The sequence below is a fragment of the Candidatus Binataceae bacterium genome, from assembly GCA_035508495.1.
Taxonomy (GTDB): Bacteria; Desulfobacterota; Binatia; order Binatales; family Binataceae; genus JASHPB01.
The window spans coordinates 1-21,304 of record DATJMX010000051.1; the positions used below are offsets into that span (position 1 = coordinate 1).

A 21,304-nucleotide genomic window follows, 5' to 3' on the forward strand; every position below is an offset into this window, starting at 1 on the left:
TCCGCGGGTTCCGCGGCGCCGTGCTTGGTCGGCTTCGGCATGTGGATATACAAGTCCTCGGCGGCGGGGCGCTTGTCGGTATGCATCTTCGGCGGGCGCATCGAATACTTGACCTCGCGAAAATGCTCCTTGTACTGGCGCTCCGGATTGTAAACGCTGTTGAACTTCCAGAGCATTTTGATGAAGTTGGTCTGCCCCTTGAGCGCGAGCTTGCCTGCGATCGCCGCGACCGATTTCAGCGCCGAAAATCCCAGGTGCTTCTTGTTGAGCACGTCCTGCGTCTTAACGAGCTGGCGATAGAACTCGTCGAGCGGCAGTGTGGTCGGCAACACTGCATGCTGAATATCGAACAGCCGATAGTCGAGCGTCGTCAGCTTGCGCGATTCGGTGAACCACAGCTCCGTGCCGGGGTAGGGCGTCGCCACGGTGAGATGCACGATCTCAGGGATACTCGTCGCCCATTCGCGGATGATCTCGAAGCGGCGCTCGTCCCACGACGGATCGGCGATCAAATTGATCGCGACCGTCAGCCCGATTTCGCGCGCCAGCTCCAGCGCCTTGTTGTTGACGCCCAGCGACGAGCGCTTGCGATGCATCTTGAGGCCTTCTTCGTCGATCGCTTCGAGGCCCAGGAACATGTACTCGAGGCCGAGCTTGCGCCAGTAGCGGAAAACCTCGGGATTGCGGCACAGCACGTCGGAGCGCGTCTCGAGGTAGTAGCTCTTCTTGATTTTGCGCTTTTCGATTTCGTTGCCGATCGCGAAGCCATGCTCGGGATGGATAAACGCGACGTCATCGACGATGAACACACCAGACTCTTTGATCGAGGCCATGTCCTCGGCGGCGGCCTCCGGCGTCGATTTGCGATAGCTGCGGCCGTAGAACGTCCATGCGCTGCAGAACGAGCAATCCCACGGGCATCCGCGCGTGAATTCGATCGACGCAGCGGGATCGAGCACGCCGATGAAATACTTGTTGCGCTGACGGCCGAGATCGCGCGCAGGGAAATATTTGTCGAGATCGTCGAGCATTATCGGCGTGGGTCCGATGCCCTGCGTGGTCACGGCGCCGGGAACTTTCGAGATCGAGTTCGTGCCGATCGCGTCGAGGAGCATCACCGCCGCTGTCTCGCCCTCGCCGCGCAACACGCAATCGATCGCGCCCTCGGCATGCTCGAGCAATTCCTCGGCGACGAACGATCCGCTGTGACCGCCACTGAAAACGAAGCAGTCTTTGTAGAGCAGCTTGATTTCCTTGGCGAGATCGATCACCTCGGGCACGTTAGCGAGGTAGTTGAGCGAGAAGCCCACAGCCTGCGGACGAAAGCTCGCAAGCTCGGCGAACAGGTCGGGATGCTTGAAAATCTGCAGATCGAGGATGCGGATGTCGTGCCCGGCGGCGCGAATCGCCGCGGCAACGCGCTCCATCCCCAGCGGTTCGAGGCGCAGGTAGATCTCGCTGTACATGAGGGGGCTGGGATGAACGAGAAGTACACGCATTTTTCTCCACCTTGAGCGGCGCTTCCTTCGTGGCCCTGCTTATTAGCCGCTCCACGCGATGCTCCGAAAATTGAGGCCTGACCAATCGGCCAGTCACCCAGAGGAATCCTATTCTGTGTGCATCGCCAAGAAAATAGGAGCAGGGTCGAAGCAGGAACCAGAACTCACCATCAAGAGCACGACGGCACGAAGCAAAAAAGGTAATAAATGAGGACGGCGAAGCCCGCATCCTGCCTTAGTGCCTTCGTGAACTTAGTGGTAGATTGTTTTTTCTGGTTTCTTGCGACAATGCAGCTCAAGCGCCGCGACGTGATTGTAGGCGTTATCATCGTCGTCGCGATCATCGACGCGGTGCTGCTCGGCTTTATCCACGCGCGATACATCCGCGAGCGCGGCTTCGACATCCGCCCGCGTCATCCTGCGGTCGCCAAGCCCGCGCCGCCCTAGCGCCACGCTTGACTTGTTTAGGCCGTCGCCGGAATTTGGGGACGGTTCCGCACATTATCGGCGTTACGCAACTGGGCGAGTCCCAACCTCGTGAGGGAATTCATGCAGTATTCGAAACTTGGAAAAACCGGCGTGACCGTCTCGCGCATCTGCCTCGGATGCATGAGCTATGGCGATAAGAAGTGGCGCGATTGGGTGCTGGCGATGGACGAGGCGCGCGAGCATTTCGCCGCTTCAATTGAATCGGGCATCAACTTCTTCGACACCGCCAACGTGTACTCAGTCGGCGTCAGCGAAGAGATTACCGGGCGATGGCTGAACGAGATGGCGCGCCGCGACGAGATCGTGCTCGCGACCAAGGTGCACGGCCAGATGGGCCGCGGGCCGAACCGCGTCGGTCTGTCGCGCAAGCACATCCTGGAAGCCTGCGACGCGTCGCTGAAGCGCCTCAAGATGGATTACATCGACCTGTACCAGATCCATCGCTTCGACTTCTCGACGCCGCTCGAGGAAACGCTCGAGGCGCTCGATTCCCTGGTGCGCGCCGGCAAGGTTCGCTATCTCGGCGCGAGCTCGATGGCGGCGTGGCAGTTCTCGAAGGCGCTGCATTTGCAGAAAGCCAACGGATGGCATCGTTTCGTCGCGATGCAGAACCACTATAACCTGGTCTATCGCGAAGAAGAGCGCGAGATGAATCCGCTCTGCCTCGACGAGGGCGTGGGCCTCATCCCATGGAGCCCGCTCGCGCGCGGCTTCCTGGCAGGAAATCGCAACAAGCAGGGCTCCGGCGACACGGCACGCGCCAAGACCGACGACTTCGCCCGCAACATGTATTTCCAGGAATACGACTTCGAAGTGCTCGACGAGGTCGAGCGTATCGCCAAGGCGCGCGGCGTAACGCCGTCGCAGATCGCATGCGCATGGATCCTCCAGGCGCCAGGCGTCACCGCACCAATCATCGGCGCAACGAAGCTGAATCATTTGAAGGAAGCGATCGCGGCGGTGGATGTCAGCCTGACATCAGAAGAAGTCGCGGCAATGGAAAAACCATACCGCCCGCATCCAATCCTCGGCCACACGCAGCCGACTGGAGCACGCATGATACAAGGTCACTAAAGAAAAAACGGAACTCACCACAAAGGGCACGAAGGCACAAAGTAATAAAAGGGAAGGGCGAAGCTCGCATCTTCCCTTAGTGCCTTCGTGATCTTAGCGGTAAATTTTTTTTGCTCTGTTCCTACTTCCGCGACTTCGACGTGAACCGTGTGATGCGATCCTTCATGTCGGGCCCGACGCCGCTCGAGCGATAGACTTCGTGCGCAAGGCCGGCCTTGAGCGGGAACGCGTCGGTATCGACGACGAGGTGCTTGTTCGCGCGATGGCTGTGCCAGGAATTAGCGAGGATCATTTCGACCAGGGCCTTCAGCTCTGATTCGAATTTGTCGTCGGGCACGCAGATGTTGGCGAGGCCGATTTGCGCGGCCTCGGCGCCGGGGAAGGTGCGGCAGGTGAACATCATCTCGCGCGCCTTGTAGGTGCCGACGCGCCGCGGCAGCCGCTGGCTCATCCCCCACGCCGGCACCAGGGCCCATCGCGCGTGCGTGTCGGCGAACTTCGCCGACTCAGCCGCGAATATAATGTCGCCAGCAAGCGCCAGCTCGAGCGCTCCCGTGTAGCAATGACCGTGTACCGCGGAAATCACTGGCTGCGGCAGGTTCGCCAGCGCTTCGACGGTGTCGGCCTGGAAATTCGGCTTGGGCGGGCGCTCGCCCGCGGCGATATCATTCAGATCGTGACCCGCGGAGAAACATTTGCCCGCGCCGCGCACGACGACCACGCCGACGCGATCGGTCTCGCTTGCGATCTTGTCGACGTGCCCGCGCAGCTCGATAAACATCTCGACGTTGAGCGAGTTGAGCTTGTCGGGCCGATTCAGCGTCAGCGTTGCCAGGCCATCTCTATCTTCGCGAAGCACCAGTCCGGGCATCGTCATATCTCCGTTGAAGAAAATTCTGAGCGGGATCGAATCCGTTCAAGCACAGCGCGTTTGCCGCCGTCAAATGACGATTTTTTAGTGCCCCGATTTATGCGTTTGCGCTCTTGCCCCGTATCCCGCTATGCCTTCAAAGTTGGGGCGCGCGTCAATCGCGCGCGGCATTGGCAATGGCATCACAAGCATCGAATGTTACTTACGATATCGACGATCCGATCGCGATCATCCGGCTGAATCGGCCCGAGAAGCTGAACGCATTCACGTTTACGATGGTTGGGCAGATTCGTGAGGCGATCGAACGCGCGGCGGCCGACGAGCGCGCCGTTGCGATCATTGTTACGGGCGAGGGACGCGGCTTCTGCGCCGGCCTCGACGCGGCTGACCTCACGCAATCGACGAAGACCGGCTCGCCATCGAGTCCCCGTGATTCCGATCCCAACGAGCTGCCCGCGCTGTTCAGCTATCTGCTGCGCGTGCCGAAGCCGATCGTCGCGGCCGTCAACGGCGTCGCGGCCGGCGGTGGCTTCGTGCTTGCGATGATGTGCGATCTGCGTTTCGCCTCGACCGACGCGAGCTTCACTACCGTCTTCTCGAAACGTGGGTTGATCGCAGAGCACGGAACGGCGTGGCTGTTGCCGCGGATCGTCGGCACGAGCCGCGCGCTCGATCTGCTGTGGAGCTCGCGGCGTATTGACGCCAATGAAGCCTACCGCATGGGCTTCGTCGATCGCCTCGTGCCGCGCGAGAACCTGCTCGACGAGACGAAGACCTACCTGCGCGAGATGGCGGCGAATATCTCGCCCAACTCGCTCGCCGTGATCAAATCCGAAGTTTACAAGTACTGGTCGCTCGCGATGGAGCCCGCGTTTCGCGACGCCGACCTGCTGATGAAAGATGCGCTGAAGCATCCTGACGCCGCCGAGGGCGTCGCGTCGTTCGTCGAGCGGCGCCCGCCGCGCTTCAAGCGAATCAAAGGAGCAAAGCTTTGAGCGCAAATTTTGAAACGATCATTTACGAGAAGTCGGGGCCGATTGCGCGCCTCACGATGAATCGGCCCGACCGTCTCAACGGCATGACCAATCGGATGCTCGTCGAGACCGGGCAGGCGCTCGCCGCCGCCGCCGAGGATCGCGAGCTGCGCGTGCTCGTGCTCACCGGCGCGGGCAAAGGCTTCTGCCCCGGCGCCGATATCAATCGTATCGCGACGTCGGAGCCCGACGTTGCGCTCACGACCGCCGACTTCCGCGTGCCGGTCCTGTTGCACAACATGCCGGCCGTCACGATCGCGGCGGTGAATGGAGCATGCGCGGGCGCCGGCCTCGGATGGGCGCTCGCGTGCGATATTAGAATCGCGGCGGCGTCGGCACGATTCAACGTTGCGTTCCTCGACGTGGGCGTCGCGGGCGATATGGGCGGACCGTGGACGCTTTCGAAGATCGTTGGCCCGGCGAAAGCGCGCGAGCTTTACTTTTTCCCGGACAAGTTCGACGCGGCCGAGGCACTTAGAATCGGGATGGTATCGAAAGTATTCCCCGACGATCGTTTCCGCGCCGAGACCGAGGCGATCGTGACGCGCCTCGCCGAGTCGGCGCCGATCGCGCTACGCACGCTGAAAGCAAACTTCGTCGATGCGGAGCGCATGGACTTCGCGGGCTACGTAGCGCTCGAAAGCGAGCGCCACGTTCAGATGTTTCATACCGAGGACACCAAAGAGGCCTTCGCCGCAAAAGCCGAGAAGCGGAAACCCAAGTTCAAAGGAAGGTAACAACGAGTTAACGAAATCGCCTCTCCATCTGAATCCCTCTCCCTGACCAGGGAGAGGTCGGCGGCGCATCGCGGCGCCGGATGAGGGTCGCCTGAGATCTTTGTTAGAGCAGGACCAGAATACCCTCACCCTAGCCCTCTCCCTGGTCAGGGAGAGGGATCAGAAAAGTCAGGGAGAGGAATTTCCAAGCAAGCAGACGGAACAAATAGCAGGAGGACACTCCCATGTGGCTACGACTCAGACAAATCGCGCTCGTTGCTAAGAACCTTGATTCGGTCGCGGACGACATGAAGCAGGTCTTCGGGCTTGAGATCGGATTCCGCGATCCCGCCGTGAAGGTCTTCGGGTTGCAGAACGCGCTGTTCCCCGTCGGCAATCAGTTCATCGAGGTCGTCTCTCCCATCCAGGAAAACACCGCTGGTGGACGCTATCTCGATCGGCGCAAGGGCGACGGCGGCTACATGGTGATCTGCCAATGCGACGAGCATGCGCCGCGCAAGAAGCGCGTCGACGAGCTCAAGATTCGCAAGGTCGCCGAGAGCGACAGCCACGAGTACTCCGTGATGCAACTGCATCCGCGCGATACGGGTGGCAGCTTCCTCGAGATCGACTTCCAGAAGGGCGGCGAGGATATCAACGGACCCTGGGAGCCTGCAGGCAAGGATTTTCACAAGGCGATTCGCACCGACGTGGTTCGCGCGATCGCCGTTGCCGAGATCCAGTCGCCCGACGCGAAGGATCTCGCCGAGCGCTGGAGCAGTATCGTTCAGATTCCGGTGACGGCGGACAAGGCCGGCAATCCGAGTATCAAACTCGAGAACTCGACTGTTCGATTCGTCAAGGATAGCGACGGACGCGGCGAAGGCCTCGGCGGTCTCGATCTCGTCGCGACCAACCGGGCGAAGGCTCTGGAAGCCGCCAAGCGCCTCGGCAAGCTTGCTGCGGATGGCAAGACGATCATGGTTTGCGGAATGCGTATGAATCTCGTCGACGCGTAGGCCGATAGCGCCACGCGATCATCAACTGTTCTCAAGGAGGAACTGACGTGAGTTGGGATTTCGAAACTGATCCTGAATATCAAAAGGAACTCGACTGGGCCGCGAAATTCGTGCGCGAAGAAGTCGAGCCTCTCGACTATGTGCTGGGACATCCGTACGACGTGAAGGATCCCGTGCGCAACAAGCTCGTGCGTCCGCTGCAGGCCGAGGTCAAGAAGCGCAAGCTGTGGGCTTGCCATCTGGGACCCGAGCTCGGCGGACAGGGCTACGGCCAGGTGAAGCTGGGGCTGCTCAACGAGATCCTCGGCGGCTCGCGCTTTGCGCCGATCGTTTTCGGCTGCCAGGCCCCCGATTCGGGCAATGCCGAAATCCTCGCGCACTATGGAACGCCCGAGCAGAAGAAGCGCTTCCTGCAGCCTCTGCTCGACAACGAGATCGTGTCGGCATTCTCGATGACCGAGCCGCAAGGCGGCGCCGATCCCAAGGTCTTCACCTGCAAGGCCGAGCTCAAAGGTGACAACTGGGTTATCAATGGCCACAAGTGGTTTTCATCGAACGCGCACCTCGCGTCGTTCCTGATCGTGATGACAGTGACCGATCCCGAGGCCGACCCGTACCATCGCATGTCGATGCTGCTGGTGCCGAAAGAGACTCCAGGCGTCAACATCCTGCGCAATCTCGGCGTCGGCACGCACGAGGCCGAAGGCAGTCACGCGTATATCCACTACGATAATGTTCAGGTGCCGAAGGATGCGCTCCTCGGCAAGCGCGGCGACGCCTTCGCGGTTGCGCAGACACGCCTCGGCGGCGGACGTATTCATCATGCGATGCGCACGATCGGCCAGGTGCGTCGCGCGTTCGACATGATGTGCGAGCGCGTGCTGTCGCGCACCACGCAGGGCGAGCAGCTCGCCAAGAAGCAGATGGTGCAGGAGAAGATCGCCGACTCGTGGATGGAGATCGAGCAGTTCCGGCTACTGGTCTTGCGCACAGCCTGGAAGATCGATCGCTACAAAGACTATCTGTTGGTTCGCAAGGACATCGCGGCGGTTAAGGCCCTGATGCCGAAGGTGTTTCACGACGTTTCGGCGCGCGCGCTTCATCTGCATGGCTCGCTGGGCGCGACGGGCGAGATGCCGTTCGTCGAGCAGGTGATCCAGAGCTTCCACATGGGTCTCGCCGACGGTCCGACTGAGGTGCACAAGATCACGGTCGCGCGCCAGGTGCTGCGCGAGCACAAGGCTACGGCCGATCTGTTCCCGTCGCAGCACATCCCGAGGCTGCGTGAGGCGGCGCTCAAGAAGTACGCCGGAATCATCGAACGCGAGGTGCATGCGCAATCATGAGCGGTCCTGTCACTTACGATTTCAGTGGCAAGGTGGTGACGATTACCGGCGGCAGCCGCGGCCTCGGTCATGCGATGGCGCTCGGATTCGCAAAGGCTGGAGCCAAGCTCGCAATCGCGAGCCGCAAGATCGATTCGTGCGAGGAGACCGTCAAGGAAATTCGCGCGCTCGGCAGCGACGGCTCGGCTCACGCGATCCACGTCGGCAAATGGTCTGACTGCGATCGCCTTTATGAAGAGGTGTACGCGAAGTGGGGGCGATGCGACGTGCTGATCAACAACGCCGGCCTGTCGCCGCTTTATCCTTCGATGACCGAGCACACCGAGGATCTGTTCGACAAGGTAATCGGCGTGAACCTCAAGGGACCGTTTCGGCTCTCGGCGCTGTTCGGCGAGCGGATGGCTAAGGGCGACGGCGGCGCGATCATCAACGTGTCGTCGATTGCCGCCATTCGGCCGTCGCACACGACTGCGCCGTATTCGGCGGCGAAGGCGGGCCTCAATGCGATCACGGTCGCGTTCGCGCAGGCCTACGGACCCAAGGTGCGCGTCAACTGTATCATGGCGGGGCCGTTCCACACCGACATCAGCAAAGGATGGTCTCGCACCGAGGAGTTCACGACGCGCGCGCAGAAGACCTACGCGTCAGGCCGTGCGGGCGAGCCCGAAGAAGTGGTGGGTGCCGCGCTCTATTTCGCTAGCCCGGCCGCCAGCTTTACCACGGGCGCCGTGCTGACGATCGACGGCGGCCAATCGCATCCCAAGGGCGTGTAGCAGCAAGCGGTTCGCGGAATGTTATGAGAGCGCCGGAAATATCCGGCGCTCTTTTTTTGATCGACTCAGAACGTGGGTGACGAGGGCTTTTGGCCTCCGCCGCCACCGGATGTTGCCGCCGCCACGCCTGCCGCAATACCGGCGGCAGGCGCGATGAGCCCGGCAGCCATGAACGCCCGCATCCCAGGACCGGCGCCGGCAGCCGCGGTCGCGGCAATAGGCGGATGGTCGCAAGCAACGATCACGTAGTGACCTTTTGTTACGTCCTGACCGGGATCGCCCGGAACCGCAGGATTCGTGACGTGCACGACGCCATCCTCGACCCAGACCTCGGTGTACTCGACGCAATCTTTATACTGTGGCAAGCGCGGCGTGCCTTGCTCGTATTGTTCGTCCCATTCGGTGCCGCGCACGGCGCCGACGGCATTGGGCGTATGCACTTCGAACGCGATGTTTGAGCTCGAGCGCATCGCGCCGGAGATCAGCGTATGCAATCCCCCCGCGAGCAGACCCACGCGCCGCGGAGCCTCAGCGCCGCCGATATTCGCGCTCTCGTCGATAGTCAATACGCTGTTCGACGACAGCGTCATCGCGCTGCCGCCGAGCATCGAGATAGTGAGGTAAGTGTTCTTGCCGGTGGTGATTCGGTCGTGCAACCGCACGGCCATCGAAAGCGCCGCCTGAATAGTATTACCGCCCCGCTGCACCTGCGCCGTGCCCTCGAGCCTCGAAATCGTCCCCAGATCCTGCGCGAGCGCCGCCGTCGCCAGAATATCCTGCATAATAAGTGCAGTCATCAGCGAAACGAAAAAAACAACACGCGTATTGCGATAGATCCTCATTGGTGGGCGTCGACGAACTCGAGAGCGAGGAGCAGCGACGCCCTAGGCTGGCAGATAGGCTCTCGCCTCACAAGGCCAAGGACTAGTCATCGACTGGCAGACGAGATCAAGCGAATTCCGACACTTAGGGAAGACTAGCTCCGCCAATCCGCTTGCCAAACAGTTCTGAGCGATTCCGCGCCAACGTACTGTGCTCGATCACTTGGTCAGCGTCGATACACGTTGTTCGACGAAATCGATCACCTTTGCTTCGAGGCTGGTGTTGTCGAGACGATCGATTTCCTGCACTCCGGTGGGACTGGTTACGTTCACCTCGGTCAGGTAGTCGCCGATTATGTCGAGGCCCACGAAGTAGAGGCCGTCGCGCTCGAGGCGCGGCTTGAGCATCTTGCAGATTTCGCGATCGCGCGCGCTGACCGGCGCTTTCACGCAGGTGCCGCCGACGTGGATATTGCCGCGATGCTCATCTTCGCGCGGCACGCGCAAGGTGCATCCTGCGGGCTCGCCGTTTATGACGATCAACCGTTTGTCACCGCCGCGAATCTCGGGCAGGTATTTCTGCGCCATGATCGGACGCGACTCGTACTGCGTGACCGTTTCGAGAATCGCGCCCAGGTTGCGGTCGCGAGCCGCGACGTGAAACACGCCTTCGCCGCCGTGGCCGTCGAGCGGTTTCACGATCATCTCGCCGCCGAGCTCGTCCATAAAGTTCTTCAGCCGAACAATCTCATAGGTCACGAGCGTTGGCGGAATCGCATCGGGGAAATTCAGCGCGTAGAGCTTTTCGTTTGCTTCACGCAAACCGGCGGGCTCGTTCAGAACGATGGTGCGACGCCGATCGGCGCGCGACAGGAGCATCGTGGCGTAGAGGTATGCCGCATCGGCCGGAGGATCCTTGCGCATGAAGATCGCGTTGAAGGCTTCGAGCGGATAGTCGCGGCCATCGTCGAGGAAGCGGAAGTGTGGATTCGCGCGCATCACTTCGCATCGCCAGGCTCGCGCATACGCTGCCGCGCCGCGCGCATAGAGGTCGCGCAGGCCGAGGAAATATATTTCGTGGCCGCGCATGAGCGCCTCGAGCATGAAAACGAAAGTGGTGTCCTTGTCGACCAGCACTTTCTCGAGCGGGTCCATGACGAATGCGAACTTGTAAGCCACCAGTTACCTCCGTGACGCGTTCAGGCGCCGCGATTCATCCGCTCGGCCGCGATACTGACGGCCGCCAGCGCGGCGGTTTCGCTGCGCAGCCGATTCGGCCCGAGCCCCGCACTCACAAAGCCGGCAGCCGCGGCAGCCGCGAGCTCTGCTTCAGCGAAATCGCCTTCCGGACCGCATGCTAGCAAAACCGTGTGGGGTTGCATCTCACCCAGGACGTCGCCGAGCGGGCGCGCGCCTTGCCTGCAAACAATCGCGAGCGTGGCTGGCGGCACGGCACGAATCAAGTCATCGAACGCGAGCGGGGCGCGAATCGTCATCGGCGACGGCGCGAGGCTTTGCTTGGCGGCGGCGAGCGCGAGCCTGCCCCAGCGCGCGATCCGCTCGTCACCCGGGTCGCGCACGAGCGAGCGCGCGCTGGCGATCGGCCACAGTTCGCTTGCGCCGAGTTCCGCAGCTTTTTCGACGACGAAGTCCATCCGCGGCCCTTTGACGATCGCCGCGGCGAGGATGATTCGCGGATGCTCGCGCGCCATTTTCGATTCGATGCGAATCTCGGCGCGATCGCGCTCGTAACGAATGATCTCGCCGGTGTACTCGACGCCCGATGAATCGAACAGTTCAACGCGGGCACCCGGCGCAAGGCGCGTCACATCGCGCATGTGATGAAGCTCATCGCCAGTCACGATCGCGACGGCGCTGGTTCCGGGCGGCGATTCGAGTGCGAAGCGGCGCGGACGGGTCATCGCGAGTAAACGAGCGTCGCCCATCCGCGGTTGATCACGCGCCGATGCTCGCGCAGCGGCGGTGCGTAGTGGCTCGCGACCTCAGCGGCCTCGCGACCGAGGATGCCCGACAGGATGAGGCGGCCGTTGGCCGTCAGCATCTGCGGAAGCTTCGGCGCAAATTCGATGAGGGTCGGAGTCAGGATATTGGCCGTGATCAAATCGAAGCGGCGCCGAATCGAGTTCAGCGGCACCGGCGAGAAGCGGATGCGCGTGCCCATGCGATTGAGCGCGGCATTCTCCTCGGCGTTTTCAAGCGCAATAGTGTCCACGTCGATTGCGATTATATCGTGAACGCCGAGCAGGCCCATCGCGATCGCGAGCACACCCGAGCCGGTGCCGACGTCGAGCGCGGTGCCGCGCGGCGCCGCCGTGATCGCGTCCTCGATCGCGCGCAGAGTTCCGGCTGTTGTCGGATGATGGCCGGTGCCGAAGGCCTGGCCAGGCTGAATCACGATACTGACGCGCCCGTCTTCGTGATCGCGCTGCCAGGGCGGCACGAGCAGAAAGCGGCGGCCGATGCGAAACGGGCGGAAGCGGCTCTGCCACAGCGTGGCCCATCCGGGGTCGGTGACGCGCCGCACGCCGTGCGCGGCGCCGTTCGACGCCAGCATCCCGGCGGCATCGAGTGCGCGCCGAATACGATCGATCTCGCTGCGCGTGATGCTGTTGAAGTAAGCCTCGAGTGTAACGTTGCGCTTGGGTCTTGCTCCCGGCCGCGTCATCTCGACGACGGAGCAGCCGAGCGCGCCGCGCGCGACGAGCATTCCCGCGGCTTCATCGGCCATCGCGGCTGGAGTGTGAAATGCGGCGCGCACGTAGCTCTTGCGGGCGTGCGCTGATGGTCTTTTCGCCGGCATCTGCGTTCCATTGGAACTCTGCCACCTCGCCTGTCTCGTGACGAGGGCCGACCTCGAGCTGTGGATGCGTCGCGAGCGCGAATTTGGCAACCGGGCAGCGACGCCATACACTGCTCGCATCAGCAGGTGGTGAGGCGGTTGGCACTGAATATTGCGCATCGCGGCGCGAGCGGCAGTTATCCGGAAAATACGCTGAGCGCGTTTCGCGCGGCGATCGAAGCCGGCGCCGACATGTGCGAACTCGACGTGCAGATGACGCGCGACGGCGCGATCGTCGTTATCCACGATGACACCGTCGATCGCACCTGCGACGGGATCGGCAAAGTCGCCGCGATGACGCTCGGCGAATTGCAAGGCCTGAACGCGGCGGCGAAGTCGATTCGTGGCGCGGTGGAGCGCATCCCCACGCTCGACGAAGTGTTCGAGGTCACGAGTGGCCATTGCGGTCTGAATGTCGAGATTAAAGCCAGGGGCGTCGAGGAGAAGGTCGTCGCGATCATTCGGCGTCACGCCGCGATAGAGACGTCGCTCGTGTCGAACTTCGACTGGAAGTCACTCGCGCGTATCAATCAGATCGATCCGTCGATTCGTTTCGGTCTTTTATCAGAAGAAGATCCACAGAAGCTCCTTGATACAGCAATAAAAATGAAAGCGGAGTCGATCAACCCGCGCTACGATCTCGCAACCGCTGAGCTATGCGCGGCGGCGCATGGTCACGGACTTAAGGTGATCGTGTGGACGGTCAATGAGCCCGAGTCCGCGAAGATCCTGCTCGAGCGCGGCGTTGACGGAATAATCACCAACTTTCCGGAGCGGATGCGCCCGCTGCTTACGCGCTAATGGCTCGCTACGGCGAAACCCAAATTGAGGAAATCCGCGCCCGCGCGGATATCGTCGAGATCATCGGCGCACACGTGCGGCTGCGCAAAGCCGGCCGTAACTGGGTTGGGCTTTGCCCGTTCCATAACGAGAAGACGCCGTCGTTCTCGGTCAACGCCGAGCGCGGCTTCTTTCATTGCTTCGGATGCGGCGCGGGCGGCACGGTTTTCCAGTTCCTGACGCGCGTCGAAGGGCTGACGTTTCCCGAGGCGGTGCGCTCGCTCGCGCAAAAATATGGCATTGCCCTGCCGGAGACCGACGAGCAGGGGCCGGCGCGCGGCGAGCGCGAGGCGATGCTCCGGGCCAACGAGCTTGCGGCGGAGTTCTTCGCGCACGTGCTCTGGAAGACGCCCGACGGTGCCGTCGCGCGTGACTATCTGACTGCGCGGGGCCTGAGTATCGAGACCTCACGTCAGTTCCGTATCGGCTTCGCGCCGGCGCGGCCCGCCTCGCTCACGCAAGCGCTCGAGCGGCGCGGCCTGCGCGAGGCCGGATTGAAGCTCGGGCTTATCAAGCAGGACGAAGCGGGACGGCGCGACATGTTTCGCGGGCGCGTGATGTTCCCGATTCGCGATCCGCAGGGCAGGGTGGTCGCGTTCGGCGGCCGCGTGCTCGAAGATCGCCAGCCCAAGTATCTGAACTCGCCGGAGTCTCCTCTCTACTCGAAAACGCGCACGCTTTATGGGTTATTCGAGGCGCGCCCAGCCGTGCAGCAGAAGGACCGCGTCATCCTGGTCGAGGGTTACTTCGACGTGATTGCGCTGTGGCAGGCGGGCTTCAAGGAAGTTGTGGCGGGATGCGGTACGGCGCTCACGGTCGAGCAGCTCCGCCTGCTGAGCCGCTACACGAAGAACGTGCTGGCGTGTTTCGACGGCGATTCCGCGGGACGCAAGGCTTCGCTGCGGGCGCTGGAAATTTTTCTGCAGGCAGGATTGCTCGGCCGCGGCATCTTCATTCCCGAGGGATTCGATCCCGACACCTTTATCCACGATCGCGGCGCTCAGGCATTCGAGGAGTTGCTCGGCGCCGCGGAGTTGCTGATCGATTATTTTCTCGCCGAGCAGGCTGCCGGTTCGCGCGGCTCGGTGGAGAAGCGCGCCGAGGCTGCAAATCGCGTCGCCGCGATCTTGAAGCAAGTCACTGATTCATTCCAGTTCGATATTTTGGCGCGCAAGGCCGCTGATGCGCTCGGCGTTGACGAGCGGTTGTTGCGCGGCGAAGGCCGCAAGCCCGCGCCGCGTCCGTACGGCCAGGAGGAACGTCGCGCGACGGCCCCGCCGCCGGTGCAGGATGCCGGCGCAAAGGCTGAGATTGGTCTGGTCGCGCTGGCGATGCTGCTGCCCGCGCTGCGCGCCGAAATCGCTGCGAGTTCCGTTTTCTCATGGTTCGAGAATCGCGAACTGGGCGAGGCGCTCGCCGAGCTGTGCAATCTGGGCACGGAGCCGGTGGCGATCGACGAGTTCCTGAACGACCATGTCGCGCCGGAACTTCAGGGCACTATCAGCTCGATCGCGGTTGCGACGATGATCGACGAGGAAGCGACGACGCTCGCACTGGTGCGCGATTATATCACTGCGATCGAACGCCGGCGCCGGGGCCGCGAGGTGGATGCGCTGCGCCGCACCGCGCACGCCGCAGCCAACGCTGACGGCGACGACGCGACTGCCGCGGCCCAGGCCGTGATCGCTCTCAGACGTGAATCGCGCACAGAAAGGTGAACGAAGCCAGCGCGATTAGAATCGATGTTTTGGCTTGAAGCTCTTAATTCAGCTTACTTATATTGCTACCATCGATCCTGCTCGATGAGTTTCCGAGGGCCCATAGCTCAGCCTGGTTCAGAGCTGCCGGCTCATAACCGGCTGGTCCCAGGTTCAAATCCTGGTGGGCCCATCCCATTTACAACCGAGCGGCATCACGCGATTTTCCCACGCGCACAGGAGAAAGCGTAAACGTGCGACGCCGTCCAATCATTGGAGGCCGAATTGCTTGAAGAGATAACCCGGCTGATGAATCTGCAGGTCATCGACCGGCAGTTGCAGGAACTCGAACAATCGCTGTCATCGATTGCAGGGCGGGTCGAGCAACTTCGCGAGCAGCTAAACCAGAATCAAGCCGAGCACGAGCGTCTGGTTGAACAGGACAAGCTGGTCGCTGCCAATCGCAAGAAAACCGAAAAAGAACTTGCTGAAGGCGAAGCCCGAATCCGCAACAAGCGGATGCGGCTCAACCTGGTGCGCAACGACAAGGAACTCCAGGCCACGGCGCACGAGGTTGAATCGCTCAAGGAAAGCAACCAGCGCCTTGAAGCCGAAGTTCTCGCCCTGATGGAAGGTCAGGACGCGCGCACCACTCGAATCGGCGAACTGGTCGAGGTCATCACCAAAAGCAGGGCGGATCTCGCCGCGGCGGAAAAAGAAATCGCCGACCAGGTCGAAGAGCTCAAGAGCAATATCGCCAAGGCGCGCGGCGAGCGCGAGAAGGTTTCCGCCGATATCCCGGACAACCTGCGCTCGCGCTACGAGATGATCTTCAGCCGGCGCGCCGGCCTTGCGGTAGCGAACTCGACCGGCGGCACTTGCCAGGGATGCAGGATGCGGCTGCCACCCCAGCTGTTCAACGAGATCCAGAAGCATCTGCAAATCCACTTCTGCCCCAACTGCCAGCGCATCCTGTTTTACGCGCCCTGAACGGAGCGGACGTTTCCGGATCGAACCCGGGGCTGCACGCCCTGGCGGAACTTCCGCAAGTAGAGTTTATCGTCTGTCGGTTTAGCGCTGACAGAGACGCCATCCGGCACCCGCGTGCTCGAGCTTGTAGACGGCGGGCAGCGGAATCGATTACCAGAATTCAAATCGACGCCCCCGTGTGCCCGGCGGAACCGGATGAGCCTAGCGGATAGGATAGATGATCATCCGGGCTCTTCATTCATCCTGATGCGCGTGCGCTCAGTCGGCGATATATTAGTCGCTCCGGAGTGAGTCGGGCGATCGCTTCCCTAAAGGAAGAGGAAAGTCCGGGCTCCACAGGGCAGGGTGGCCGTTAACGGCGGCGCGGAGCGATCCGCGGAAAGTGGCACAGAAAACAAACCGCCTTCGGGCAAGGGTGAAATGGTGGAGTAAGAGCCCACCGGCGCGCGAGTGATCGCGCGCGCATGCTAAACCCCACCCGGTGCAAGACCAAATAGGAGGGTGAGTGGCCCGCTCTTATCCCTCGGGTATGGTCGCTGGAGCCGATGCGCAAGTATCGGCCTAGAGGAATGATCGCCGCCCGCAAGGGCACAGAACCCGGCTTACAGACTCACTCCGGTTCCTCCTATTTCGGTCTACTGATCTCGCTCAGTTCGAGTTCAAACCTGCGCTGCTGATTCCCTCTCCCTGACCAAGGAGAGGGGATTGGGCAGCGGGCCGCAACGCTCACTTCGATGCGATGCGTTCGCGCCTGGCCGCTGGATGCTTGCGCAGTTTTGCTGCTGAGGCCGCGAGCGGGCGCAGGATGCGGGTGCCGTTGGTGAGGCAATGCGCGATCCGCCCGAGCGCCGCCATGTCGCCCACGCCCACATCGAGTTCCGGCGCAATCGCGAGCTGCACGCGTGCCGGGATCGAGTCTTCAAACGCCGCTACCCTCTCGATGTCATCCAGCGTGCGTTCTCGGTAGTCCTTGAAAAATCCGACGATGCCGCTTGAGCCGGTGCCGTTTCGATCGGCATGGTCGGCCGCATCGAGGCCGGAAACCTCGCGCAGATGCTCCAGCGGGTCCGCCGCGCCAGCTTCGACTTGCGTCCACGTTCGTTCATCGAGGAAGCGGTTGATTACGATCGCGCCGAGATTGAGGCCATCGTCTTCCATCTCGCGCACGAGTTCTTCGGCTTGTCGCAGGCGGTCCGGTTCCGCGGTCGTCACCAGCACGAACTTCACGGCGGGCGATTGCAGCAGCGCTTCGGTCTTGTGCATGCGATCGACGATCGCATCGACGCTCTCCGCCGCGGCGGCAAAGAAATCCGCGATCGTCGTCAGCACGTTGCTGCCCGCGAAGCGCTCCAGCTCGCGCACGACGAAGCGCGCGGCCTCGCTCGCAAACCGCGCCGCGAGGCGACCTGCGGCAAGCGACGGCGTGAACAGCCATCGCGCGGTGCGCGAGTCGAGCAGCCGAATCATCCGCGCGGGCGCATCGAGGAACTCAAACGCATGCGCGGCAGGCGGAGTATCGACGACCTCGAAATCGAAGGTCTTTTCCTGGTGCAGATCGTAGAGCTGTTGCAACGCCGCGAACGCCTCCGAGCCAGCGAACTCTGCCGTCAGACTCTGATAAAAGGGATTTTCGAAGATGCGCTTGAGAGTGGCCTTGTCGGTGACAAAGCGCTCCAGGATCGCGTCCCACGCGCCCTTCACATCGAGCACCATCGCGGCCAGGTGATGAGACGAATCGAGGCCCGCGGCGCGCATCTGCCTGGCGCTGATGGCCGTCGGCGTGCCGCCCAGACGCTCCAGTCCGAGTGCGTCGCGCAATCGCCGCGCCGGATCGACGGTGATCACCGCGGTCTTGAGGCTCGCTGCCGCGCCCGCTAGTCCAATCGCCGCGGCGACCGTAGTTTTGCCGACGCCGCCCGTGCCAAGCAGGATCACGATCGAGCCTTTCTCGAGTAGTCCCTTCAAATCTCCTCCCCGAACCCGCCTACGATACCAAGCACGCAGCGCGCGCGCATCGACAGCACTGCATCCTTCACTGTGAATCGGCTGTCGCGGATGAATCGATCCCCGGCGTCTTGAAGAATACAATCTGGGCTGGATGGTGGAGGTGAGATGATGATGGCTGTGGGGGTGGCGATCGTCGCCGCATTGGTCGGCGTGTTCATCGGATGGCTGCTCGCATCGTCACGCGCGGCGGCTGCGGCGGCGGGCGCGGATGCGCTCCGCACCGAGCTCGAGGCGCGTCGCTCCGAGGTTTCCAATCTTCAGCTTGAAGTTCGAAGCGCCGGCGCTTCTTGCGCACAGGCCGATGAGCGCGCCGCGCAAGTCGAGCGCCGCTTCCAGGAACAACGCCAGCTTCTCGAAGACGCCGAGCGCAAGCTGTCAGACACTTTCAAATCTCTGGCCGCGGACGCGCTGCGGATCAGCACCGATGACTTCCTGAAACGGGCCGACGAGAAACTTAAAGCTGATCGTGAAGTTGCAAGCCAGGCCTTCACCGCCCGCGAGAAGGCGCTCGACGATCTGGTGCGGCCCGCCCGCGACTCGCTGGTGAAGCTCGACGAGGAGATCCGCAAGATCGAAGGCGAGCGGCGCGGCGCCCAGGGTGAACTTAAAGCACAACTTGAAGCACTCGGATCGCAGACCGGGCGGCTCGTCGATGCGCTCAGGCGGCCCGCGGTGCGCGGCCGATGGGGCGAGCATCAGCTGCGCAACGTCGTCGAGACGGCCGGGATGAGTGAACATTGCGACTTTTCGGATCAGCTGACGCTCTTCACCAGCGAGGCGCGCTTCCGGCCCGATATGATCATCCGGCTGCCCGGCGGCAAGCACGTGGTTGTCGATGCGAAGGCGCCGCTCCAGGCGTATCTCGATTCGCTGGAGCTGCCAGATGGCCCGCTGCGTGACGTCAAGCTGCGCGAGCATGCCGGCCAGGTGCGGCAGCACGTCGGGCAGCTCGCCTCGAAGGCATATTGGAGCGCGCTCTCGCCGACGCCCGAGATGGTCGTGATGTTCCTGCCGGGGGAGGTGTATTTCAGCGCGGCGCTGCAGCAGGACTCGACCCTTATCGAGGACGCCGCGAAGAGCAGGGTCGTGCTCGCGTCACCGACGACGCTGATCGCATTGCTAAAGGCGATCGCCTACGGATGGCGGCAGGAGCATCTCGCGGAGAACGCCGAACGTATCAGCGCGCTCGGCCAAGAGCTTCACGAGCGCCTCGCCACCGTCGCGGGACATATCGCGAAGCTAGGTGGATCGCTCAAAGGCTCGGTCGAAGCCTACAACAACGCGGTCGCATCCCTGGAAACGCGCGTGATGCCATCGGCGCGAAAATTCCGAGAGCTGGGCGTCGCAAGCAAGCGTGAAATCGAAGAGCTGGAGCCGGTGGAGATCCGGCCGCGCGAAACAGCCGCGCCGGCGAATGTGATCCCGATCGAATCGAAGCGCGAAGGTTGAGTGATCGACCACCACTCTTGCGGCGAAGCCTCCAAATGGCCCGCGTAGCGAAGCCCCTCAATAGCCTCTGCCGCTTTGCGGCTTGCGCCTGCGGCTCCAGCCGCGGCAGAGGCTATTTGGAGGCTTCGCCGTTATTCCGATTCCTGATCTGATGGCGGCGGCGGCTTTAGCTGGCTGTGGGCGCTGCCGGTTTCTATCCAGCGTTCGACTTCGCGACGCTCTCGCTTGAGGAAGTCCGCGATCGCTTTGCGCAATCCTGGATGCGCGACGTAATGCACACTGCGTGTCAGCGCGGGGTCGAAGCCGCGCAGCCATTTATATTCGCCACCGGCGCCGGGTTCGTAGCGCTGGATGCCGTTTGCGATCGCATGCTCGATTCCCGCGTAGTAGCACACGTTGAAGTGCAGAAAACGATGCTCCTGGAAGCATCCCCAATAGCGGCCGTACAGCACTCCAGCCTTCTGCAGGTTAATTGCACCCGCGACGAGCTTCTTGCCGCGGTATGCGCCGATGAAGGCGACGTTGCGCTTGAAGCGCTCGCGCAGGATGTCGAAAAACTCCTCGTTCAGGTACTGCCGGCCCCAGTAGAGCTTCTCGATCGTTGAAAGATAGATCTGGAACATCTGCGGGAACATCGCGTCCGGCGTCGATTCGCCCGCATCGACACGGATCTCGATGCCCTGCTCGATAAGGGCGCTGCGCTCGTGCTTCACCGCTGTGCGCCGCTTGTGCTTGAGCCGCATCAGGTAGTCATCGAAGCTGCTGAAGCCCGCGTTCTGCCAATGATACTGGTAGCCGAGGCGTTCCATGAAGCCGAGCGGCGTGAGCGCGGCCGCCTCTTCGGGCTCGCAGAAGTTGATGTGAATCGATGACAGCTTGTTTTCCGCGCAGATCGTCGTGAGGGCGTGGCCGACGAGATTTATGAGCGCGGCCCGATTCGCGCCCGGCGCGGTCAGGATTCGCCGCCCGGTATGAGGCGTGAACGGCACGCCCACCATCAGCTTGGGGAAGTAGCGGATACCCGCGCGATCCGCGGCGTCGGCCCATCCGTGATCGAACACGAACTCGCCCATGCTGTGCGTTTTTAGATAGAGCGGGCATCCTGCGACGATCTTCTTGCGCGCGCGATCGCGAATCAGCAAATGGTACGGCGCCCATCCGGTTTTGCGCACGGCGCATTTCGAATGCTCCATCGCATAGAGCCAGTCCCATTCGACGAACGGCGAATCATCCGGCTCGAGCAGCGCGTCCCACGCCTCGCGCGGGACCTTCTCGATGCCCTCGGCAATCTCAACTTCGAGCCGCTCTGCTGAATCATTCATGGCTGCGCGTCGAGCCTAGCAATGCCGATGCGGAGTTGAAACGGCAGGGCGCAGGATACTCCCTTAACGATCGCTCAATTTGCTATCCTTGAAGCGTGACCCGAGCGAAATCCAGGCTCCGTGAAGATCGCGCGGCGAATTTGATCGATCGGCGGATATTCGTCGCGCGCATGACCGATGGCGGCAGCGGGGACGATGACACCGTCACCGAGCGCAAAACCAAGACGAAGGCCAAGACTGCCAAGCCTCCGCTCTACAAGGTGATCCTGCTCAACGACGACTACACGCCGATGGAGTTCGTCGTCGAGGTGCTCAAGTCGGTTTTTCACCGGCCGCACGCCGAAGCGACACGAATCATGCTCCACGTTCATCAGAATGGTATGGGCGTGGCGGGCGTTTACCCCTCCGAAGTCGCGCAAACCAAGGTCCGCACCGTCGAGGAGCTCGCCAAGCAGGCGATGTATCCCCTCAAGTGCACGATGGAAAAGGAGTGACGC

General features: G+C 62.1%; 20 protein-coding genes, 1 tRNA gene and 1 other RNA gene. 14 read left to right on the forward strand and 8 right to left on the reverse strand.

All coding sequences use genetic code 11. The annotated features are described in order from the left end of the window. Positions 1–1,499, reverse strand: a 1,499-nt coding sequence (gene hpnR, locus VMA09_16385; GenBank protein ID HUA35189.1) for a hopanoid C-3 methylase HpnR, incomplete at its 3' end; no start/stop codon positions are given. 288 nt (positions 1,500–1,787) lie between these two features. Between hpnR and VMA09_16390 the strand changes: the two genes are divergently transcribed. Further along, entirely contained in the window at positions 1,788–1,946 is a 159-nt protein-coding gene (locus VMA09_16390) for a hypothetical protein (protein ID HUA35190.1), read from the forward strand. A gap of 102 nt (positions 1,947–2,048) precedes the next feature. Then, positions 2,049–3,062: an aldo/keto reductase gene (locus VMA09_16395; GenBank protein HUA35191.1), complete on the forward strand. Its 1,014-nt coding sequence runs from the start codon at positions 2,049–2,051 to the stop codon at positions 3,060–3,062. Positions 3,063–3,183: 121 nt separating this feature from the next. On the opposite strand, the gene VMA09_16400 is transcribed toward VMA09_16395, so the two are convergent. After that, positions 3,184–3,933 carry an enoyl-CoA hydratase/isomerase family protein gene (locus tag VMA09_16400; protein HUA35192.1) on the reverse strand — a complete coding sequence of 250 codons (750 nt, stop codon included), beginning with the start codon at positions 3,931–3,933 and terminating at the stop codon, positions 3,184–3,186. Positions 3,934–4,109: 176 nt separating this feature from the next. Between VMA09_16400 and VMA09_16405 the strand changes: the two genes are divergently transcribed. The 5 genes from VMA09_16405 to VMA09_16425 all read left to right on the forward strand — a co-directional run bounded on the left by VMA09_16405 (position 4,110) and on the right by VMA09_16425 (position 8,821). Next, on the forward strand, positions 4,110–4,928 hold the full coding sequence (locus VMA09_16405) for an enoyl-CoA hydratase-related protein (protein ID HUA35193.1): 819 nt from the start codon (positions 4,110–4,112) through the stop codon (positions 4,926–4,928). Next, on the forward strand, positions 4,925–5,704 hold the full coding sequence (locus VMA09_16410) for an enoyl-CoA hydratase-related protein (GenBank protein ID HUA35194.1): 780 nt from the start codon (positions 4,925–4,927) through the stop codon (positions 5,702–5,704). The genes VMA09_16405 and VMA09_16410 overlap by 4 nt, the downstream gene beginning before the upstream one ends. 224 nt (positions 5,705–5,928) lie before the next feature. Continuing rightward, positions 5,929–6,702 carry a hypothetical protein gene (locus VMA09_16415; protein ID HUA35195.1) on the forward strand — a complete coding sequence of 258 codons (774 nt, stop codon included), beginning with the start codon at positions 5,929–5,931 and terminating at the stop codon, positions 6,700–6,702. Positions 6,703–6,749: 47 nt separating this feature from the next. Next, positions 6,750–8,048 carry an acyl-CoA dehydrogenase family protein gene (locus VMA09_16420; GenBank protein ID HUA35196.1) on the forward strand — a complete coding sequence of 433 codons (1,299 nt, stop codon included), beginning with the start codon at positions 6,750–6,752 and terminating at the stop codon, positions 8,046–8,048. Further along, entirely contained in the window at positions 8,045–8,821 is a 777-nt protein-coding gene (locus tag VMA09_16425; protein ID HUA35197.1) for an SDR family oxidoreductase, read from the forward strand. Before VMA09_16420 ends, VMA09_16425 begins: the two co-directional genes overlap by 4 nt. A 65-nt stretch (positions 8,822–8,886) precedes the next feature. Here VMA09_16425 and VMA09_16430 read toward each other — a convergent pair whose 3' ends face one another. The 4 genes from VMA09_16430 to VMA09_16445 form a co-directional block, all read right to left on the reverse strand. After that, on the reverse strand, positions 8,887–9,618 hold the full coding sequence (locus VMA09_16430) for a FecR family protein (protein HUA35198.1): 732 nt from the start codon (positions 9,616–9,618) through the stop codon (positions 8,887–8,889). A 243-nt stretch (positions 9,619–9,861) separates the two neighbouring features. After that, positions 9,862–10,821, reverse strand: a complete 960-nt coding sequence (gene gshB, locus VMA09_16435; protein HUA35199.1) for a glutathione synthase — start codon at positions 10,819–10,821, stop codon at positions 9,862–9,864. A 20-nt stretch (positions 10,822–10,841) separates the two neighbouring features. Continuing rightward, entirely contained in the window at positions 10,842–11,564 is a 723-nt protein-coding gene (locus VMA09_16440) for an RsmE family RNA methyltransferase (GenBank protein ID HUA35200.1), read from the reverse strand. Next, positions 11,561–12,463 (reverse strand): 50S ribosomal protein L11 methyltransferase, encoded by a 903-nt coding sequence (locus tag VMA09_16445; GenBank protein ID HUA35201.1) that lies wholly within the window; start codon positions 12,461–12,463, stop codon positions 11,561–11,563. Before VMA09_16445 ends, VMA09_16440 begins: the two co-directional genes overlap by 4 nt. A gap of 138 nt (positions 12,464–12,601) precedes the next feature. Between VMA09_16445 and VMA09_16450 the strand changes: the two genes are divergently transcribed. The 5 genes from VMA09_16450 to rnpB all read left to right on the forward strand — a co-directional run bounded on the left by VMA09_16450 (position 12,602) and on the right by rnpB (position 16,650). Then, a complete protein-coding gene (locus VMA09_16450; protein HUA35202.1) occupies positions 12,602–13,303 on the forward strand; it encodes a glycerophosphodiester phosphodiesterase family protein in 702 nt (233 codons plus the stop codon). Beyond that, on the forward strand, positions 13,303–15,060 hold the full coding sequence (dnaG, locus tag VMA09_16455; GenBank protein HUA35203.1) for a DNA primase: 1,758 nt from the start codon (positions 13,303–13,305) through the stop codon (positions 15,058–15,060). Before VMA09_16450 ends, dnaG begins: the two co-directional genes overlap by 1 nt. Before the next feature lie 96 nt (positions 15,061–15,156). Next, a tRNA-Ile gene (locus VMA09_16460) sits at positions 15,157–15,232 on the forward strand. A gap of 116 nt (positions 15,233–15,348) precedes the next feature. Continuing rightward, entirely contained in the window at positions 15,349–16,029 is a 681-nt protein-coding gene (locus VMA09_16465) for a C4-type zinc ribbon domain-containing protein (GenBank protein ID HUA35204.1), read from the forward strand. Between the two features lie 284 nt (positions 16,030–16,313). After that, an RNA gene (rnpB, locus tag VMA09_16470) (RNase P RNA component class A) lies at positions 16,314–16,650 on the forward strand. Positions 16,651–16,755: 105 nt separating this feature from the next. Here the strand turns inward: rnpB and VMA09_16475 are convergent. After that, positions 16,756–17,994 carry an ArsA-related P-loop ATPase gene (locus VMA09_16475; GenBank protein ID HUA35205.1) on the reverse strand — a complete coding sequence of 413 codons (1,239 nt, stop codon included), beginning with the start codon at positions 17,992–17,994 and terminating at the stop codon, positions 16,756–16,758. Between the two features lie 153 nt (positions 17,995–18,147). On the opposite strand from VMA09_16475, the gene rmuC reads away from it, so the two are divergent. Continuing rightward, positions 18,148–19,485: a DNA recombination protein RmuC gene (gene rmuC / locus VMA09_16480; protein ID HUA35206.1), complete on the forward strand. Its 1,338-nt coding sequence runs from the start codon at positions 18,148–18,150 to the stop codon at positions 19,483–19,485. Between the two features lie 131 nt (positions 19,486–19,616). Here the strand turns inward: rmuC and VMA09_16485 are convergent, their stop codons facing one another. Then, entirely contained in the window at positions 19,617–20,807 is a 1,191-nt protein-coding gene (locus tag VMA09_16485) for a GNAT family N-acetyltransferase (protein HUA35207.1), read from the reverse strand. 140 nt (positions 20,808–20,947) lie between these two features. Here VMA09_16485 and clpS point away from each other — a divergent pair, with 140 nt between their 5' ends. Then, a complete protein-coding gene (clpS, locus tag VMA09_16490; protein ID HUA35208.1) occupies positions 20,948–21,301 on the forward strand; it encodes an ATP-dependent Clp protease adapter ClpS in 354 nt (117 codons plus the stop codon). The last annotated feature ends 3 nt before the right edge of the window (positions 21,302–21,304 follow it).

Bases quoted from the DNA above. Each gene is read 5' to 3' on its own strand.
- VMA09_16415 (HUA35195.1), top strand. From the start codon at position 5,929: ATGTGGCTACGACTCAGACAAATCGCGCTCGTTGCTAAGAACCTTGAT.
- VMA09_16485 (HUA35207.1), bottom strand. From the start codon at position 20,807: ATGAATGATTCAGCAGAGCGGCTCGAAGTTGAGATTGCCGAGGGCATC.
- VMA09_16430 (HUA35198.1), bottom strand. From the start codon at position 9,618: ATGACTGCACTTATTATGCAGGATATTCTGGCGACGGCGGCGCTCGCG.
- VMA09_16425 (HUA35197.1), top strand. From the start codon at position 8,045: ATGAGCGGTCCTGTCACTTACGATTTCAGTGGCAAGGTGGTGACGATT.
- VMA09_16400 (HUA35192.1), bottom strand. From the start codon at position 3,933: ATGCCCGGACTGGTGCTTCGCGAAGATAGAGATGGCCTGGCAACGCTG.
- rmuC (HUA35206.1), top strand. From the start codon at position 18,148: ATGGCTGTGGGGGTGGCGATCGTCGCCGCATTGGTCGGCGTGTTCATC.
- VMA09_16390 (HUA35190.1), top strand. From the start codon at position 1,788: ATGCAGCTCAAGCGCCGCGACGTGATTGTAGGCGTTATCATCGTCGTC.
- VMA09_16395 (HUA35191.1), top strand. From the start codon at position 2,049: ATGCAGTATTCGAAACTTGGAAAAACCGGCGTGACCGTCTCGCGCATC.
- VMA09_16465 (HUA35204.1), top strand. From the start codon at position 15,349: ATGAATCTGCAGGTCATCGACCGGCAGTTGCAGGAACTCGAACAATCG.
- VMA09_16440 (HUA35200.1), bottom strand. From the start codon at position 11,564: ATGACCCGTCCGCGCCGCTTCGCACTCGAATCGCCGCCCGGAACCAGC.
- dnaG (HUA35203.1), top strand. From the start codon at position 13,303: ATGGCTCGCTACGGCGAAACCCAAATTGAGGAAATCCGCGCCCGCGCG.
- VMA09_16405 (HUA35193.1), top strand. From the start codon at position 4,110: ATGGCATCACAAGCATCGAATGTTACTTACGATATCGACGATCCGATC.
- VMA09_16445 (HUA35201.1), bottom strand. From the start codon at position 12,463: ATGCCGGCGAAAAGACCATCAGCGCACGCCCGCAAGAGCTACGTGCGC.